This window comes from Streptomyces sp. NPDC032198 (assembly GCF_040636975.1).
Classification (GTDB): Bacteria; Actinomycetota; Actinomycetes; order Streptomycetales; family Streptomycetaceae; genus Streptomyces.
Genome location: NZ_JBEZVL010000005.1, coordinates 271,939 through 288,958, shown reverse-complemented (window position 1 = coordinate 288,958; position 17,020 = coordinate 271,939). Strand labels below are relative to the sequence as shown.

The following is a 17,020-nucleotide window of genomic DNA, read 5'->3' as shown; positions in this document are numbered from 1 at the left end:
CCCGAAAGAGGCCAGCCACATGGCAGACGCGACAACCTCGACGACCGAGCCCCTGTTGACCCCCACCATCGACACGGACGGCGCCCCCTTCTGGCAGTACGCCGCCCAGGGCGAACTGAGAATCCAAGCCTGCACCGCCTGCGGCGAGCTCCGGTTCCCGCCCAGGCCCTGCTGCCCCCACTGCCAGTCCTTCGACAGCGAGTGGCGCAGGATGAGCGGCCGGGGCCGCATCTGGTCCTATGTCCGCCCGCACCCGCCCCTGCTCCCCGCCTACGCCGCGCAGGCCCCGTACAACGCGATCATCGTCGAGCTGGCCGATGCCCCGCAGATCCGGCTCGTCGGCAACCTCGTCGCCGCCCCGGACGCCGCGCTGGACTCCGTCGACCCCGAGCGTCTCCGCATCGGCGCGAAGGTGCAGGTCGCGTTCACCGATGTGGACGGCATCGCGATGCCCCGCTGGCTCCTGGAGCGGCCATGACGGCTGCCGCGAGCGCCCTGCGCTCGGAGACCGACAAGGACACGGGCGTCGCGGTCGTCACCCTCGACCGCCCCGCCCGGCACAACGCCATCGATCCCGAGACGGCCGAGCAACTCGCGGCCGTCTGGCGGGAGTTCCGCTTCGACGACTCCGTACGCGCGATCGTCCTCACCGGAGCCGGGGAGAAGGCGTTCTGCACCGGCATCGACCGCGACACGGACGTCCCGCAGCCCGGCTCCCCGTACTCGATGGACGATCCGCTCCTGACCATCGGCCCCAAGGCGAACGACCTGTGGAAGCCGGTCATCGCCGCCGTCAACGGCATGGCGTGCGGCGGCGCGTTCTACCTCCTGGGCGAGGCGGAGTTCATCATCGCCGCCGAGCACGCCACGTTCTTCGACCCGCACACCACCTACGGGATGGTCAGCGCGTACGAGGCGATCCTCATGGCGCAGCGCATGCCGATCGGCGAGGTCGCCAGGATGTCGCTGATGGGTACGGCCGAGCGGATCTCCGCCCGGCGGGCGTACGAGACGGGTCTGGTCTCCGAAGTCACCGCGTCCGCCGGCCTGTTGAAGTCCGCCACCCGTGCGGCCGAGGTCATCGCCGCGTGCCCGACCGAGCCGGTTCAGGGCACCGTGCGCGCGCTCTGGTCGGCGAAGGAGGCGGCCCGCACCCAGGCCCTGGCCCAGGCGCCGCACCTCATCGCGCTCGGCAACCTGCCCCCGGAGCGGCAGGCGGGCCTCTTCACGGGCCGCAGCCCCGGCTTCCGTACGAGGTGAGGGGCGTGACCAGGTGAGGGGCGTGACCAGGTGAGAGCCGTACCGGGCCCGGGCCGTCGCCTGGCGACGTTCATGCACTCGGCGTAACGTCACGAGTGGACGGCCGCCGTCCGGACCCCTTCCAAAGCCGGCACGACGGCCGTCACGGCGACGACGCCATGAGGGCCCGCGCCTACGACCGAGCCGTGCCGGTCCCCCGCTCGGCGTCCAGCGCGTACACGCACCGGTCCTTGCTGCACGCGTACACCACCCCGTCCCGCACCACCGGCGCCCCGGTGATCTCGCCGCCCGTGGCCAGCTTCCAGCGCAGGCGGCCGTCGTCCGCCTTGAGCGTGTACAGCAGGTGGTCCGTCGACCCGAAGTGGATCCGCCGGTCGGCGACGACGGGTGTGCCGACGACCTCGCCGCCCGCCTGGAAGCGCCACTTCGGCGTGCCCGTCACCGCGTCCAGGGTGTAGAGCCCCTTGCCGCTGCCCACGTGGACGTGCCCGTCGGCGACGAGCACGGGCTCGATCGACGCCCGGGACTCCGTGGCGATGCGCCAGCGGTCACGGCCGTCCGTGGCGTCGAGGGCGTACACCGTGCCGAGGTAGTCGGCCAGGTACACGCCGCCGCCGGTGACGGCGGGGCCCGGTGCGAACGCCGGCGGGCACAGGAAGGCGGCGGGTGCCTCGAAGTGCCAGCGGACGTGCCCGCCGACCACGTCGATCGCGAGGACCCGGGAGCCCGCGGACACGTACACGTAGCCGTCCTGGGCGGGAGCGAGCCGCACCGGGACGCCGCCGCAGGAGGCCGCGTCGCCGACGGGGTACGACCAGCGCTCGTCGCCCGTGCGGGCCTCCAGGGCGCGCAGCCGCGCGTCCTTCCAGACGTAGACCGTGCCGTCGTGGACGACGGGTCCCGCCTCGGGGGTCTCGAAGTCGGTCTGGGCCCCGGTGATCTCCCAGAGCTTCTCGCCGTTCGCGGCCTCCCAGGCCTGTACGCCGCCGCCGCGCGTCCCGGTGACGACGGTGCCGCGGTCGGCCTGCAGGGAGTACACCCAGGCGTCGGTGTTCAGGCGCCACAGGTCCGTGCCGTCGGCGCCGTCGAGGGCGTAGAGCGTGGGGCCGTCCGAGGCGTGGATGCGTCCGTCGGCGACGCCCATGGACCAGGCGACGTCCCGTGTCTTGAAGCTGCGGCGGCCCGTGCCGACGTCCAGGGCGTGCACCTCGAAGGACGTGACGTACACGAGGTTCCCCGCGACGGCGGGCGTGCCCCAGACGTCGTTCGACATCCGGAAGCGCCACGGCCGCCAGGCGGCCCCCGCGTCCGGCGCGGCGGCGGGGGCGGGCACCACGGGGTCGGCGCCGTTCGTCACGGCCCTGGACCGCGACCAGGAGGCGGCGAGCCCGGTGTCGATGGGCACGGAGCTGACGGCGGCCCGTGCGTCGGCGACCCGGGGGCCGGGCCCGATCGGCACCTTCGCGCCCGCGAGGTGTACGGGTCCGGCGTCCGGCACGCCCCCGAAGGGGGGCGGCTGCGTGGGCGGGGCCGGCGGGGCGTGCCGCGGAGGGGGCGGGGCGACGGCGGGGGCGCCGCCGCGGCCTCCGCTGCGGCCCGATGAGGCGAGCGCGGGCCGCGCGGGCGGACGGCCGCCACGGCGGGCCTCGATGAGCGCGACGGCGCGCTCCGGGAGCCAGGCGGATGCCGTGCCGCTGTCGCCGTCCTCGCTCTCCGAGGCGAAGAGGTGCGGGGCGAGCTGGGCCTGGAGGTCGGCGGGGCTGGGCCGCAGCACCGCCTCCATCTGCATGCAGGTCTCGATGAGCGGACGGAGCTCGTCCGGGAGTCCTGCCAGGTCAGGGCCTTCACGGAGCAGCATGAAGACGGTCTCGACGGGGTTCGCCCCGTGGAAGGGCGCGTGCCCGGTGGCGGCGAAGACGAGCATCGAGCCGAGGGAGAAGACGTCGCTGGCGCCGGTGACGCTGCGCGAGTCCTTCGCCTGCTCGGGCGACATGTAGGCGGGCGTGCCGACGGCGACGTTCGTCATGGTCAGGCGGGTGTTGGAGACGCCGGACGCGATGCCGAAGTCGATCACGCGCGGGCCGTCCTCCACCACGAGGACGTTCGACGGCTTGAGGTCACGGTGGACGAGGCCCGCGCCGTGGATGGACTCCAGGGCCTCGGCGACGCCGGCCGCGAGCCAGCGCACGGCCTGGGTGGGCAGCGGCCCGTGTTCATTCACTATTTCTTCGAGCGATGGGGCGGGCACATAGGCGGTGGCCAGCCACGGCACGGCCGCGCGCGGGTCGGCGTCCACGACGGCGGCCGTGTAGAAACCGGACACGGCCCGTGCCGCCTCGACCTCGCGCGTGAAGCGGACGCGGAACAGCTGGTCCTCGGCGAGCTCGGTCCTGACCGTCTTGATCGCCACGCGCCGCCCTGACGCGGAGCGCGCGAGGTAGACAAGGCCCATGCCACCGGCTCCGAGCCGGCCGAGCACCTCGAACGGGCCGATCCGCCTCGGATCGTGCTGCGTCAGCTGATCCACCACTTGCCCTGCCACCTCCCCGTACGCGGGCGCCGTATGAGCGGCCCCGTGCAGCGTCTCACCACCGAGCCGCTACGGCGGCACGCACCCTGATTCTTCCTGTCCGGGGCGGCGGTTGCGAACCCGGGGCGGGATCGGGGTGTTGTGGGACAAAGGAGACGCAAGAAGAAGGAGATATGCGAGCGAAACCTGATTCGAACGTGTGACCTATTCGATATCGGCTCCCGAGCAGCGCGCGAATACGAAGCGGATACGAGAGGAATACGGCCCGCAACCCCATTTGCACTCGGCCGAATCGCGCTCCGATCACCCCTCGGTAAGCTGACGGCATGACAGGACAGGTACGTACCGTCGACGGCCGCGTGGCCGGTCGACGCGGTCAGGCGACGCGTCAGAAGCTGCTCGACTGCCTCAGCGAGATGCTCAGCTCCTCGCCCTACCGGGACGTCAAAGTCATCGACGTCGCCCGGAAGGCGGGGACTTCACCCGCGACCTTCTATCAGTACTTCCCCGACGTCGAGGGCGCCGTCCTCGAGATCGCCGAGCAAATGGCGGCCGAGGGCGCCGAGTTGACCCAGCTCCTCGACGGCCGTTCATGGGTCGGCAAGGCGGGGTGGCAGACCGCACAGGAGCTGGTCGACGGCTTCCTCGACTTCTGGCGCAAGAACGACGCGATCCTCCGGGTCGTCGATCTGGGCGCCGCGGAGGGCGACAAACGCTTCTACAAGATCCGCATGAAGATCCTGAACTCGGTCAACAACTCCCTTACGGACACGGTCAAGGAGCTCCAGTCCAAGGGGAAGGTCGACAAGGACGTCAACCCCGCGGCGATGGCGGGCTCCCTGGTGGCGATGCTCGCCGCGGTCGCCTCGCATCAGCGGGGCTTCCAGACCTGGGGCGTCAAGCAGGCCGAACTCAAGCCGAACCTCGCACTGTTGGTGCATCTGGGCGTAACAGGAAAGAAGCCGACGAAGTAGGGCATCAAGTACGTCATCCAGTACGTCTCTTCTGACCCTTCTCAAGTCCTGTCACCTCAGCGGCGGATCACTGATGGACCGTGATCCGCCGCTGTGCTACCCGGACGTTCGTCACGGCGGCCGGTCCGCCCGGCCACTCCGTGCGCCTACTCCGTGCGCCTACTCCGTGCGCCGCTCCAGGCGGAACAGTCGGATCTCCCGGTCCACGCGGGACTGGTACGTCGCGTACGGCGGCCAGAACTTCAGCACCGCCTCCCATGCCGCCTTCCGTTCCTCCCCCGCCAACAGCCGTGCCCTGACCGGGATGTCCGCACCCCGCCAGCTCACGTCGGCATCCGGATGGGCGATGAGATTGCCGGTCCAGACGGGGTGCCCCGGGCGGCCGAAGTTGGAGCCGATCAGGATCCAACTCCCCGATTCCTCCGGCATGCAGGCCAGAGGAGTGCGCCGGGGAAGCCCGCTCTTGGCGCCGCGCACGGTCAGGATCACCCCCGGCAGCATCTTCGCGCTGAGCAGCACCTTGCCGCGCGTGAGGCGGTGCACCGTGCGGTCCATCGCGGGGATGAAGTGCGGGGCGATCTTCGCGAAGGTCCGGGTGGACGACACCTTCTGCATCAGGCGCACGCCGGGGGCCATCAGACGGCCACCGTCGGCTGCGCGGGAGTGAACAGCTCGGCGCGTTCCGCCGCGCGGGCCCGCAGCCGGTGCACGGGGCCGAAGAGGAGTTCGTCGCTCGACGCCCGCTTGAAGTACAGATGCGCCTCGTGCTCCCAGGTGAACCCGATGCCGCCGTGCAGCTGCACGGCCTCCGACGCGGCCGTCCGCAGCGCGTCGAGGGACTGCGCGAGCGCGAGCCCTCCCACCTGCTCGGAGCCGTCCCCGGTCGCCCACGCCGCGTAGTACGCCGCCGACCGCGCGGCCTGCACCTGTACGTACACGTCCGCGAGGCGGTGCTTGACCGCCTGGAAGGAGCCGATCGCCCGCCCGAACTGCTCGCGCTGCTTGACGTATTCGACGGTCCGCTCGAGGGCCCGGTCCGCCGCGCCCACGGCCTCCGCGGCGAGCACGGTCGCGGCGACGTCACCGACGGCGGCGAGCGCGCCCGGCACGTCCGCGTCGTCGGCGGCACCGAGCAACTCGGCTTCCACGTCGCGCAGTTCGACGCGGGCCTGCGGGCGGGTCTCGTCGAGGGAGGTCTGCCGGGTCCGTACGAGTCCGGCGGCCCCCTCGCGTACGAGATAGAGGAGCGTACGGGAACGGGCGAAGCCCCCGGTGTGCGCGGCCACCACGAGCAGCCCCGCGCTGTGCCCGTCGAGGACCTGCTCGGCCTGGCCGTAGAGCCGCCAGACGCCGTCCGCGAGCGTGGCCTGCACGCCGCCCGCACGGCCGCCGCCCGACCAGTCGCCGAGGTTGTCGCCGACCAGGCCGAGCGCGGTGGCGAGCCCGGTGCCGGGCACGGCGAGCGCCGCGGTGAGGCCACCCGTCGCGATGCGGGGCAGCAGATCCGTCCGCTGCTCGTCGGTGCCGATGCGCTGGAGGAGCGGGGCGACGAGCGCGGCGGTGGCGAAGAGGGGCGAGGGGGTGAGGGCGCGGCCCAGCTCCTCGCTGCTGAGGGCGAGCTCCGCCGAGCCGCACCCCACTCCTCCGTACGCCTCGGGGACGGCGATGCCGGGCAGGCCGAGCTGTTCGGCGAGGGCGGACCAGAGGGCGGAGTCGTGTCCGGCGGGGGTGCGGACCGCGGCCTTCACCTCGTCCGGCCCGCAGCGTTTGGTGACGAGCTCACGAAGGGTGCGGCGGATTTCTTCCTGCTCCGCGGTGAAGGCGGCGTCCATCGGCGGGCTCCTCCCCCGGGTCGCGGACAAGTCCCTCGGCGTCGTGCACGAGGGCGAACCGACCCAGATCTGACGGGCCGTCATGCTAGGACGGCACCCGCGAGATGCACAGGCCCGCGACGCCACGTAACACCCTGCCGGGACCCGCCCTATCTGATGTACCGTCAGATTCATGCCAACTACCCACTCCTACACCCCTGGTGAGACGGTGGCCCGCCCGCGCAAGGTGGCCGTCGTCGGCATATCCCTCTCCGACTGCGGGCGTGTCGACGAGGCCACGCCCTACGCCCTGCACGCCCAGGCGGCCCGCCGCGCCCTGGCCGACTCGGGCCTGGGCCGCGAGGTCATCGACGGCGTCGCGTCGGCGGGCCTGGGCACGCTCGCCCCGGTCGAGGTCGCCGAATACCTCGGCCTGAAGCCGCGCTGGGTCGACTCCACCTCCGTCGGCGGCTCCACCTGGGAGGTCATGGCGGCGCACGCGGCGGACGCGATCGCGGCGGGGCGCGCCAACGCCGTACTCCTCGTCTACGGATCGACGGCCCGTGCCGACATCAAGGCGAGGCGGCGCACGTCGAACCTCTCCTTCGGCGCGCGCGGCCCCCTCCAGTTCGAGGTCCCCTACGGCCACTCCCTGATCTCCAAGTACGCGATGGCCACGCGCCGCCACATGCACGAGTACGGCACGACGCTCGAACAGCTCGCCTCCGTGGCGGTCCAGGCACGGGCGAACGCCGCGACCAACCCGGACGCGATGTACCGCGACCCGATCACGGTCGACGAGGTCCTGGACGGCCCGATGATCGCGGACCCGTTCACCAAGCTGCACTGCTGCATACGTTCCGACGGCGGCTGCGCGGTGCTCCTGGCGGCGGAGGAGTACGTGGCCGACTGCGCCTCGACCCCCGTCTGGGTGCTCGGCACCGGCGAGCACGTCTCGCACACGACGATGTCGGAGTGGGAGGACTTCACGGTCTCCCCGGCGGCGGTGAGCGGCCGCCTGGCGTTCGAACGGGCGGGGGTACGGCCCGAGGACGTGGACGTGGCCGAGATCTACGACGCCTTCACCTACATGACCCTGGTGACGCTGGAGGACCTCGGTTTCTGCGCGAAGGGCGAGGGCGGCGCGTTCGTGGAGAAGGGCCGCCTGCTGCGGGACGGCGAACTCCCCACCAACACGGACGGCGGCGGCCTGTCAGCCCAACACCCGGGCATGCGGGGTCTGTTCCTGCTGGTGGAGGCGGTACGACAACTGCGGGGCGAGGCGGGCGAGGGCCGCCAGGTACGAAAGGCGGGAGGAAAACTGCCGGAGGTGGCGGTGGCCTCGGGAACGGGCGGCTGGTTCTGCTCGTCGGGGACGGTGGTGCTGGGGCGGGGGTGAGGGGGGCTCTGCCGGGGGGCCGGTAGGGGGCGCGGCTGACGGCGTTCGGGGCCGGGCTCGGCGGAGGGCCGGAGTCGAGCCCGGCCCGGCCCCAGAGTCGGCGGCAGCGGCGAGGCCTGACCCGGAATCGGCGTCACAGCCGAACCCGAGACCAAGCCGGGACCGGGGTCGGAGCCGTGCGGGGCCGGTGTCCCCGGCGGAGGCGGTGTCCCGGCAGGGGCGGTGTCCCCGGCGGAGGCGGTGGGTGTGGCGGAGAGGGGCCGCCAGCGGCGATCCCGGCGGAGGCCGTGTCACTGGCGGAGACGCCGAGCCCGGCAGACGCGGAGCCACCAGCACGGACGACGAGCGCGGCAGAGGTCGGTCCAACGGCCCAGACGGCGAGTCCGGCCGAAGCGGGGCCACCGGCGGAGGCCGTGGGTGTGGGGGGCTCGCGTAGATTCGGTGGATGGATGACTCCGACACCCGGCCCGATGACACCGCCCACGGCCGTGCCCTCCTTCGTTCCCTCCGTGTCTGGGACACCGAGCTGCCCCTGTTCGACCTGGAGGCCGCCCCCGCCGACCCGCTGGCCCTCTTCTGGCAGTGGTTCGTGGACGTCGCCGAAGCGGGTCAGGTGGAGCCGCACACCATGAGCCTGGCGACGGTCGACGATGCGAGTCGACCGGACCTGCGCACGCTGATGCTGCACGACGCGGACGAGGCCGGCTGGCACTTCGGCTCGCACTCCGGCAGCGCGAAGGGCCGCCAGCTCGCGGGGAACCCGGAGGCCGCGCTCGGGTTCTACTGGCCCGTGCAGGGCCGCCAGATCCGAGTGCGGGGCCGGGTCACGACGGCGAGCGCCACCGAGAGCCGCGCCGATCTCGCCCGCCGTTCGCCCGGGGCCCTCGCGTCGGCACTGGTCGGCAGGCAGAGCGAGGTGCTGCCGTCGTACGGGGACCTGGTGGCCGCGAGCCAGGCGGCCTGGGAGCACGCGCAGGCGGAGCCGGACGCCCCGGCGCCGAGCTGGACCCTGTACGTGCTCGAACCGGCGGAGGTCGAGTTCTTCCAGGGCGAGGCACGGCGCAGGCACGTGCGGCTGCGGTACGTGCGGGGCACGGACGGCAGCTGGACCAAGGAGCTGCTGTGGCCGTGAGCCCGTGAGACCCCGCGCCACCGGCCGACCGGGTCACTGGACGGGGGGCGGGTCACCGGACTGGTGCGGGTCACCGGCCGACGGGCGGGTCACCGGCCGGGTACGGGTCACCGACCAGCGGGCGGGTCACCGACCGGGTGCGAGTCACCGACCGGATGCGGGTCACCGACCAGCGGGCGGGTCACCGGCCAGCGGGCGAGTCACCGACCAGCGGGCGAGTCACCGACCGGATGCGGGTCACCGACCAGCGGGCGGGTCACCGACCGGATGCGGGTCACCGACCAGCGGGCGGGTCACCGACCGGATGCGGGTCACCGGCCGGCGGCCCGCGCAGGTCAGCGCGTGAAGCTGTACTGCGTGAAGTCCCGCACCGGGCGGAACCCCAGCCGCTGATACAGCTCGTTGCTCGTGGGGTTGCCGACGTCCGTGAAGAGCAGCACCTCGGCCGCGCCCGCCGCCAGCGCGGCACGGCTCACCGCCGTGGTGACCGCGCCCGCGTAGCCCCGCCCGCGCAGGTGGGCCGGGGTGTAGACGGGAGCGACCCGGACCTGGCCCGCGACCTGGCGGGTGTTGCCCGCCATGGCGACGGGGGTGCCGTCGGGAGCCTCCCAGAGGGTGGCGCCCCCGTAGGAGATGCGGGCGTCGGCCCACTCGCCTGCGTCCATCCCGGCCTTCTCCCCGATGGCCTCGTGGAACTCGCCGTGCCAGCGCGCGAGCAGCGCCCGGTCGGCGTCGGTGGCGACGCGTGCGCTGCCCTCCGGTGCGGGGTCGGGAGGGGTGAGGGTGCCGAGACGGTACAACCGCTGGGGGAAGCTGACGGCGGCGTCGGCCTTCGTCCGCCGCTCCCAGGCCGCCGCGAACGCCGCTGCCGTGGCGCTCTCGGCCCCGACCCCGGCAGGTTCCAGGCCCGCGTCGGCAAGGACCCCGGCGAGCTCGTCGGCGACGGCCTCGTCCGCGAGCGGGCTCAGGGCGAGGAAGTGCGGCGGGGTCCAGAGGAACGCACCGCTCACGGAGGCCTCCCGCGGCCCCCGCGCTCCGTCACCGCCGGTGCGGATCCCGAAGAGGGGGTCGCTCTCCCCGTATACGTGGAGCCCCCGCGTCCGCAGCATGTCGGTGACGCTGAGCAGCGCGGTGTGCAGGGCTGGCGCCGAACGCAGGAAGGCCCCCGCGCGGGAGTGGAACTCGTCGAGGTCGGAGGTCAACTGCCAGCCGGAATACGGCGATGAGGGCGGAGAGGAAGCCATGGGCCATGTTCCCCCGCACCACCCCTACGACAGAAGCGAATTACGGGGCGGGGCGGGGAGGGGCAGGAGAGGGCGGGGCGGGGTGCAGGGCAGCAGAGCGGCAGGGCAGTGGGGCGGCGGGGCGGCAGGCGGCAGGCGACAGGCGACAGGCGACAGGCGGCAGGCGGCAGGCGGCAGGGCAGTAGAGCGGCGGGGCGGCAGGGGCAGGGCGGCAGGTGGCAGGACAGCGGAGCGACAGGTGGCAGACGGCAGATGGCAGGCGGCAGGCGGCAGGACAGCCGAGCGGCAGGCGGCAGGCGGCAGGGCGGCAGAACAGCAGGGCGACGGAACAGCAGGCGACAGGGCGGCGGAGCAGCAGAGCTGCGTCCTCACCGCACCCGCCGGAACACCGGCACCACCACACCCCCCTCACCCTCCCCCGCCTCGCGGAACGCGACCTCCAGCGCCATCCCGATCCGGAGCCCGCGCCCGCTCTCCTCGCGGTCGACGATCTCCGTCATCATGCGCGGACCTTCGGCGAGGTCGACGACCGCGGCGACGTACGGGACGCGGGAGCCAAAGGGGGGCAGGTCGTTCCGGTGCACCACGGACCAGGTGTAGAGGGTGGCGTGGCCGCTCGCCCGCTCCCAGGTGACGTCCTCGCTCCAGCAGTGGGGGCAGAACTCGCGCGGGTAGTGGTGCGCCTTGCCGCATCCGCCGCAGCGGCGGATCAGGAGGTTTCCCTCGGCCGCCGCGTCCCAGTAGGGGCGGGTGAAGGCGTCCGGCTCGGGGAGGTCGAGACGCGGGGCCGGAGGCGCGGTCGGAGATGCGGCCGAGTCCTTGGTGCTCACAGAATAAGTCCCATCACCTTGAACTCCCGGCCGCCTGGCGGCCACTGACAGCACGTCACGCAATTCCCTGACGGTACGTCAGTTCAGTTCAGCGCATGCCCGACACGTACGCAAGAGGCGATCGCAAGAGGCGATACACGGCGGACGCGCACACAGCGGACGCGCACGCGGGGGACGTCCACGCGAAGGACGTACACGCAAGCGGCACACCCGCAGACCCGCGCGCGAGAGACGCACCCAAGAGGCCGTACGTCGCTCGCGCCCACCGACGTCACTCACGCCCACCCACGTGGCACGAAACCCACGGACAGAGGGTGTGCCGCGCATACCCGTGATCAATTCGCAACCGGTTTGGGGCTTGACCGTCCCCCATCAAGTGACCGCGTGATTACTCTCAGATTCATGGCCGACACCACTCCCCCACAAGCGCCACAGCAAGACCGCCCTGTGTACGTCGTCGGCGGCGGACCCGGCGGGCTCTCCGTCGCGGCCGCGCTGCGCGCCCGCGGCGTACGTGCGGTCGTGCTGGAGAAGTCCGACCGCGTCGGCGCCTCTTGGCGCACGCACTACGACCGCCTGCACCTGCACACCACGCGCCGCCTCTCCGCACTGCCCGGACTCGCGATACCCCGCTCCTTCGGGCGCTGGGTGTCACGTGACAACGTGGTCCGCTACCTGGAGAAGTACGCCGAGTTCCACGAGCTGGAGATCGTCACCGGCGTCGAGGTGTCCCGCCTGGAGCGCTCCGCCGACGGCACCGGCTGGCTGCTGCACGCCAGCGGCGGACGGGAGCTGACCGGCAGCGCGGTCGTGATCGCCACCGGGTACAACCACACGCCCCACCTGCCGGACTGGCACGGCCGCGACACGTACACGGGCGACCTCGTGCACGCGAGCGCCTACCGCGACCCGCACCCCTACGCGGGCAAGGACGTCCTGGTCGTCGGCGTCGGCAACACCGGCGCCGAGATAGCCGTCGACCTCGTCGCGGGCGGTGCGGCCCGCGTCCGCCTCGCGGTGCGCACGGCGCCGCACATCGTGCGGCGCTCCACGGCGGGCTGGCCCGCGCAGCGCACGGGCATCCTGTGCCGCAGGCTGCCCGTCGCGCTCGTGGACCGGCTCGCGGGTCCGATCGCCAAGGTCAGCGTCCCCGATCTGTCCGCGCAGGGGCTGCCCCGCCCCGACACCGGCCTGTACTCCCGGGTCAAGGAGGGCGCGATCCCGGTCCAGGACGTGGGCCTGATCGACGCGGTGCGCAAGGGCAAGGTCGAACCGGTCGCGGCCGTCGACTCCTTCGAGGACGGCAAGGTCGTCCTGGCCGACGGGACCCGGATCGTCCCCGAGGCGGTCATCGCGGCCACGGGCTACCGTCGCGCCCTGGAGCCGCTCGTCGGCGACCTCGGCGTACTCGACCCACAGGGCAGCCCCCTCGTACGCGGCGCCCGCACCTCGAAGTCGGCCCCCGGTCTCTACTTCACCGGGTTCACGAACCCCATCAGCGGGATGCTGCGCGAGATGGCACTGGACGCCGAGAAGATCGCGAAGGCGGTGGCGAGAACGGCGAGAACACTGAGCACCAGCCGCTGACAAGCCAAGCACCACGGGCCCCGGACCCCGGACCCCGCACGCCTCCGCAGGAGCACACCAGAGGTCGACACCGCCGGCCCCGGTGGCCGGTACTGCCCCCTCCGGCGGCCCCGCCCGCCGGGAGGGGAGTAGCCCCCCGGGGCACCTGGGTACGGCTAAAGGGCCGACCCCACTCCAGGCTTTGCGTGCAGCCCTGTTCCTGACACAGCGTCAGTTCAGTAATCTGACCATGCGTCAGTTGAGTTGCTGTCACACAGGAGCGGGCGGACCGATGCTTGGATCGACTTACGGCACCTTCACCACCGACCCCCGCCGCGCGCGTGTTGTGGCCTGCGGCGAAGCCCCGGCACCCGCCGTCCACGGACAGGCCGCCACGGCGGACGACCTGGACGTCAGCGGACGACCCCTGCACGCCGACATAGCGGACCTCGACCGGTTCTTCCGGCCCGAGTCCGTCGCCGTCATCGGCGCGTCGGACGCCGAGGGGCGTCCGAACACCGGCATCACGCGTCAGCTCATGGACTGGGCCGAGCGGGGCGGCGCCCGGCTGCATCCCGTGCACCCCACCCGGCAATCCGTCTTCGGCACCCCCTGCTTCCCCTCCGTCGCGGACCTGCCGGAACAGGTCGATCTGGCCGTACTCCTCGTCAGTGACCCCCTTCCCGTGATCGAGGAACTCGCCGAGTCCAAGGTGAAGTTCGCCGTCGCCTTCGCCTCCGGCTTCGCGGAGACCGGCGAGGAGGGCGCGGCGGCCCAGGCCCGCCTGGCCGCCGCCGTGGAACGCTCGGGCATGCGACTGCTCGGGCCGAACACCAACCTCAACGCCTTCGAGAAGTTCCGCGACGACCTCGAAGGACCGGCGATCGCGCTGATCACCCAGTCCGGCCACCAGGGGCGCCCCGTCTTCACGATGCAGGAGATCGGCGTACGCCTCTCGCACTGGGCGCCCACCGGCAACGAAGCCGACCTGGAGACCTCCGACTTCATCTCCTACTTCGCCGAACGCCCCGAGGTCGGAGCCATCGCCTGTTACGTCGAGGGCCTCAAGGACGGCCGCTCCTTCCTGCTCGCCGCCGACCGCGCCGCCCAGCGCGGCGTTCCCGTCGTCGCCGTCAAGGTCGGCCGCACCGAGGCCGGCGCCCGGATGGCCGCCTCACATACCGGCAAGCTCACCGGCGCCGACACGGTCGTCGACGCGGCGATGCGGCAGTTCGGCGTGATCCGCGTGGACGGGCTCGACGAACTCCAGGACACGTCCGCCCTGTTGGCGCGGGCGAGGCCGCCGCAGGCCGAGGGTGTCGTCGTGTATTCGATCTCGGGCGGCACGGGCGCGCACTTCTCGGACCTGGCGACCGAGGCGGGGCTGCGGCTTCCCGCCCTCTCGGACGCCAAGCAGGCGGAGCTGCACCAGTGGATACCCGACTACCTGAACGTCGCCAACCCCGTCGACAACGGCGGTCACCCGGTGGGCGACTGGCGCGGCCGGAAGATCATCGACGCGATCCTGGACGATCCGGAGGTGGGGGTGCTGATCTGCCCCATCACCGGCCCCTTCCCGCCGATGAGCGACAAGCTGGCGCAGGACCTGGTGGACGCGGCGGAGCAGACGGACAAGCTGGTGTGCGTGGTGTGGGGCTCGCCCGTCGGCACCGAGGAGGCCTACCGCACGACGCTGCTCGGCTCCTCGCGCGTCGCCACCTTCCGCACCTTCGGCAACTGCATCACGGCGGTGCGGGCCTATCTGGACCACCACCGGTTCACGACCCGCTACCGCTCCCCCTTCGCCGACGCCCCGCGCACGGCCTCGCCGTCCTTCCGCAAGGCGCAGGCCCTGATGCGGCCCGGCCAGCAGCTGAGCGAGCACGCGGCGAAACAGCTGCTGCGCGCGTACGGGATTCGCGTACCGCGCGAGCAGTTGGTGACCAGCGCAGCGGCGGCCGTGCGGGCGGCGGGGCTCGTCGGCTACCCGGTGGTGATGAAGGCGTCCGGCGCGCGGCTTGCCCACAAGAGCGATCTCGGCCTGGTGAAGGTCGGGCTGACGTCGGCCAGCCAGGTGCGGGACGCCTATCGCGAACTGACCGACATCGCCCGCTACGAAGGGATCGCCCTGGACGGCGTACTCGTCTGCCAGATGGTGGAGCGGGGCGTCGAGATGGTGGTGGGCGTGACGCAGGACGAGCTGTTCGGACCGACGGTGACCGTCGGGCTCGGCGGTGTGCTCGTCGAGGTCCTGCGGGACGTGGCCGTACGGGTGCCGCCCTTCGGGGAGGACCAGGCGCTCGCGATGCTGTCCGAGCTGCGCGGGCGGCCGTTGCTCGACGGGGTCCGAGGGGGGCCGCCGGTCGATGTCGACGCGCTCGTCGAGGTGGTGCTCCGGGTCCAGCGGATGGCTCTCGAGCTCGGCGACGACCTGGCGGAGCTGGACATCAATCCCCTGATGGTGCTCCCTCGGGGGCAAGGGGCGGTCGCGCTGGACGCCTTGGCCGTCTGCCGGTGACCGGCGCCCCGCGACGCCACCGGGCGCCGTTCCCCTCCCGCGCACCCACCCGCGCATCCCGCGTACTCCGCGCCACTCGCGTACCCGGCGCCACGCGAACACGCCGCGACGCCACGCGAATACCTCGCGCCGAAACCCGCGCCGAAACCCGCGCCGAAACGGAGCCCGTCCGCTCATGACCACTCCCCCCGACAGGCCAGTTGCCTCCCTCGACTCATTGGTACTCCACGCCACTGACAACGGCGTCTCGTGGATCACGCTCAACCGCCCCGAAGCCATGAACGCCGTCACCTGGGACCAGCGCGAACGCGTCATCTCGCTGCTCGCCGAAGCCTCCGCCGACCCCGCCGTCCGGGCCGTCGTGATCACCGCGACGGGCAAGGGTTTCTGCGCGGGCGCGGATCTGCGCGGCGCGCCGAGCACCGGGGAGCGCGTGCCCGGCGACGTGGCCCGCACCATCAAGCTGGGCGCCCAGCGGCTCATCGCCGCCGTTCTGGACTGCGAGAAACCGGTGATCGCCGCCGTGAACGGGACCGCGGCCGGGATCGGCGCGCATCTCGCGTTCGCCTGCGATCTCGTCATCGCCGCCGAACAGGCCAAGTTCATCGAGGTGTTCGTGCGCCGGGGCCTGGTGCCCGACGGCGGCGGGGCCTATCTGCTGCCGCGCCTCATCGGCCCGCAACGCGCCAAGGAGCTGATGTTCTTCGGCGACTCCGTGCCGGCCGGGGACGCCGAACGGCTCGGGCTCGTCAATCGCGTCGTACCGGCCGGCGAACTGGAGAAGACGGCCCGCGCCTGGGCGGAACGCCTCGCGACGGGACCGACCCGCGCCATCGCCATGACCAAGCAACTGGTCAACTCCGCCCTCGAATCGGACCGCGCGACGGCCTTCGCGGCCGAGGCCGCCGCCCAGGAGATCAACATGACGACGACGGACGCGAACGAGGGCGTGGCCAGCTTCGTGGAGCGGCGTTCACCTTCGTACGAAGGCCGTTGAGGTATCCACACGAACGGACGTGCGCCCGTATCCGCACTCACCCGACGCGACGCTACGCCTGCACAGGGCTTCCTATCTGACGGGCCGTCAGCTTCAATGGCTGGTGTGATGGGACATGCAGGGATGGCGGCCACCGTCGTCCGATACCTCAGGTCGGTCGGCGCACCGACCACCGCCGGCCCGGTCGAAGCCCTTCCCCGCCCGCAGTTACGGGCGGTCGGCGACGACGAGCGGGCGCCTCTCGACGCGGGCGAGTTCCGGCGCGTCCTCGGGAACTTCGCGACCGGCGTGACCGTGATCACCGCACCGGCGTCCGAAGGAGAGGCAGGCCCGGCCGGATTCGCCTGCCAGTCCTTCTCCTCGCTCTCCCTCGCCCCACCCCTGGTCTCCTTCATGGTCGCGCGTACGTCGACGACGTGGCCGCGCATCGCGCGCGCGGGCGTCTTCTGCGTCAACGTCCTGGGCGCCGACCAGGGCGCGCTGTGCCGCGGCTTCGCGGTGAGCGGCGCCGACAAGTTCGCCGGGGTGGTCTACGACGCGGCTCCCGTCACCGGCTCGCCCCGCCTGGCCGGCGTACCGGCCTGGATCGACTGCACGATCCAGGCGGTGCACACCGGGGGCGACCACCTGATCGTGGTCGGCCGGGTGGACGCCCTGGGCGCCACCGACGACGGCGAACCGCTCCTCTTCCACCGAGGCAAGTTCGGCAGGTTCGAGGCCCCCGCCACGTGAACGACACCCCCGCCACGTGAACGGGCA

14 protein-coding genes are annotated in these 17,020 nt (G+C 72.5%); 9 read left to right on the top strand and 5 right to left on the bottom strand.

The window, feature by feature from the left end; translation table 11 throughout:
• Positions 1-19 precede the first annotated feature (19 nt).
• Positions 20-478 carry an OB-fold domain-containing protein gene (locus AB0E78_RS15370; RefSeq protein WP_361832288.1) on the top strand — a complete coding sequence of 153 codons (459 nt, stop codon included), beginning with the start codon at positions 20-22 and terminating at the stop codon, positions 476-478.
• A complete protein-coding gene (locus tag AB0E78_RS15365) occupies positions 475-1,260 on the top strand; it encodes an enoyl-CoA hydratase/isomerase family protein (protein ID WP_361832286.1) in 786 nt (261 codons plus the stop codon). The genes AB0E78_RS15370 and AB0E78_RS15365 overlap by 4 nt, the downstream gene beginning before the upstream one ends.
• Before the next feature lie 172 nt (positions 1,261-1,432).
• Here the strand turns inward: AB0E78_RS15365 and AB0E78_RS15360 are convergent, their stop codons facing one another.
• The gene (locus AB0E78_RS15360; protein ID WP_361832284.1) at positions 1,433-3,790 is read right to left on the bottom strand and encodes a serine/threonine-protein kinase; all 2,358 of its coding nucleotides are present in this window, start codon (positions 3,788-3,790) and stop codon (positions 1,433-1,435) included.
• A gap of 326 nt (positions 3,791-4,116) precedes the next feature.
• Between AB0E78_RS15360 and AB0E78_RS15355 the strand changes: the two genes are divergently transcribed.
• Positions 4,117-4,764, top strand: coding sequence for a TetR family transcriptional regulator (locus AB0E78_RS15355; protein WP_361832282.1), 648 nt, complete (start codon positions 4,117-4,119; stop codon positions 4,762-4,764).
• Positions 4,765-4,923: 159 nt separating this feature from the next.
• Here AB0E78_RS15355 and AB0E78_RS15350 read toward each other — a convergent pair whose 3' ends face one another.
• Both AB0E78_RS15350 and AB0E78_RS15345 read right to left on the bottom strand, forming a co-directional pair.
• Entirely contained in the window at positions 4,924-5,400 is a 477-nt protein-coding gene (locus AB0E78_RS15350; protein ID WP_361832280.1) for a nitroreductase family deazaflavin-dependent oxidoreductase, read from the bottom strand.
• Positions 5,400-6,596 (bottom strand): acyl-CoA dehydrogenase family protein, encoded by a 1,197-nt coding sequence (locus AB0E78_RS15345; protein ID WP_361832278.1) that lies wholly within the window; start codon positions 6,594-6,596, stop codon positions 5,400-5,402. Before AB0E78_RS15345 ends, AB0E78_RS15350 begins: the two co-directional genes overlap by 1 nt.
• A 172-nt stretch (positions 6,597-6,768) precedes the next feature.
• On the opposite strand from AB0E78_RS15345, the gene AB0E78_RS15340 reads away from it, so the two are divergent.
• Together AB0E78_RS15340 and AB0E78_RS15335 are read left to right on the top strand one after the other, a co-directional pair.
• Entirely contained in the window at positions 6,769-7,974 is a 1,206-nt protein-coding gene (locus AB0E78_RS15340; protein WP_361832276.1) for an acetyl-CoA acetyltransferase, read from the top strand.
• 445 nt (positions 7,975-8,419) lie between these two features.
• Positions 8,420-9,106 (top strand): pyridoxal 5'-phosphate synthase, encoded by a 687-nt coding sequence (locus AB0E78_RS15335; RefSeq protein WP_361832274.1) that lies wholly within the window; start codon positions 8,420-8,422, stop codon positions 9,104-9,106.
• Between the two features lie 335 nt (positions 9,107-9,441).
• Here the strand turns inward: AB0E78_RS15335 and AB0E78_RS15330 are convergent, their stop codons facing one another.
• Positions 9,442-10,350, bottom strand: coding sequence for a GNAT family N-acetyltransferase (locus tag AB0E78_RS15330; RefSeq protein WP_361832272.1), 909 nt, complete (start codon positions 10,348-10,350; stop codon positions 9,442-9,444).
• Between the two features lie 368 nt (positions 10,351-10,718).
• The gene (locus AB0E78_RS15325) at positions 10,719-11,180 is read right to left on the bottom strand and encodes a Zn-ribbon domain-containing OB-fold protein (protein ID WP_361832270.1); all 462 of its coding nucleotides are present in this window, start codon (positions 11,178-11,180) and stop codon (positions 10,719-10,721) included.
• Between the two features lie 402 nt (positions 11,181-11,582).
• Here AB0E78_RS15325 and AB0E78_RS15320 point away from each other — a divergent pair, with 402 nt between their 5' ends.
• The 4 genes from AB0E78_RS15320 (at position 11,583) to AB0E78_RS15305 (ending at position 16,993) form a co-directional block, all read left to right on the top strand.
• Positions 11,583-12,767, top strand: coding sequence for an NAD(P)/FAD-dependent oxidoreductase (locus tag AB0E78_RS15320; RefSeq protein WP_361832268.1), 1,185 nt, complete (start codon positions 11,583-11,585; stop codon positions 12,765-12,767).
• Positions 12,768-13,038: 271 nt separating this feature from the next.
• Positions 13,039-15,264 carry an acetate--CoA ligase family protein gene (locus AB0E78_RS15315; RefSeq protein ID WP_361832266.1) on the top strand — a complete coding sequence of 742 codons (2,226 nt, stop codon included), beginning with the start codon at positions 13,039-13,041 and terminating at the stop codon, positions 15,262-15,264.
• Positions 15,265-15,439: 175 nt separating this feature from the next.
• On the top strand, positions 15,440-16,261 hold the full coding sequence (locus AB0E78_RS15310; protein WP_361832264.1) for an enoyl-CoA hydratase-related protein: 822 nt from the start codon (positions 15,440-15,442) through the stop codon (positions 16,259-16,261).
• A 96-nt stretch (positions 16,262-16,357) separates the two neighbouring features.
• Complete coding sequence (locus AB0E78_RS15305) at positions 16,358-16,993, top strand: flavin reductase family protein (protein ID WP_361832263.1); 636 nt, start codon at positions 16,358-16,360, stop codon at positions 16,991-16,993.
• The last annotated feature ends 27 nt before the right edge of the window (positions 16,994-17,020 follow it).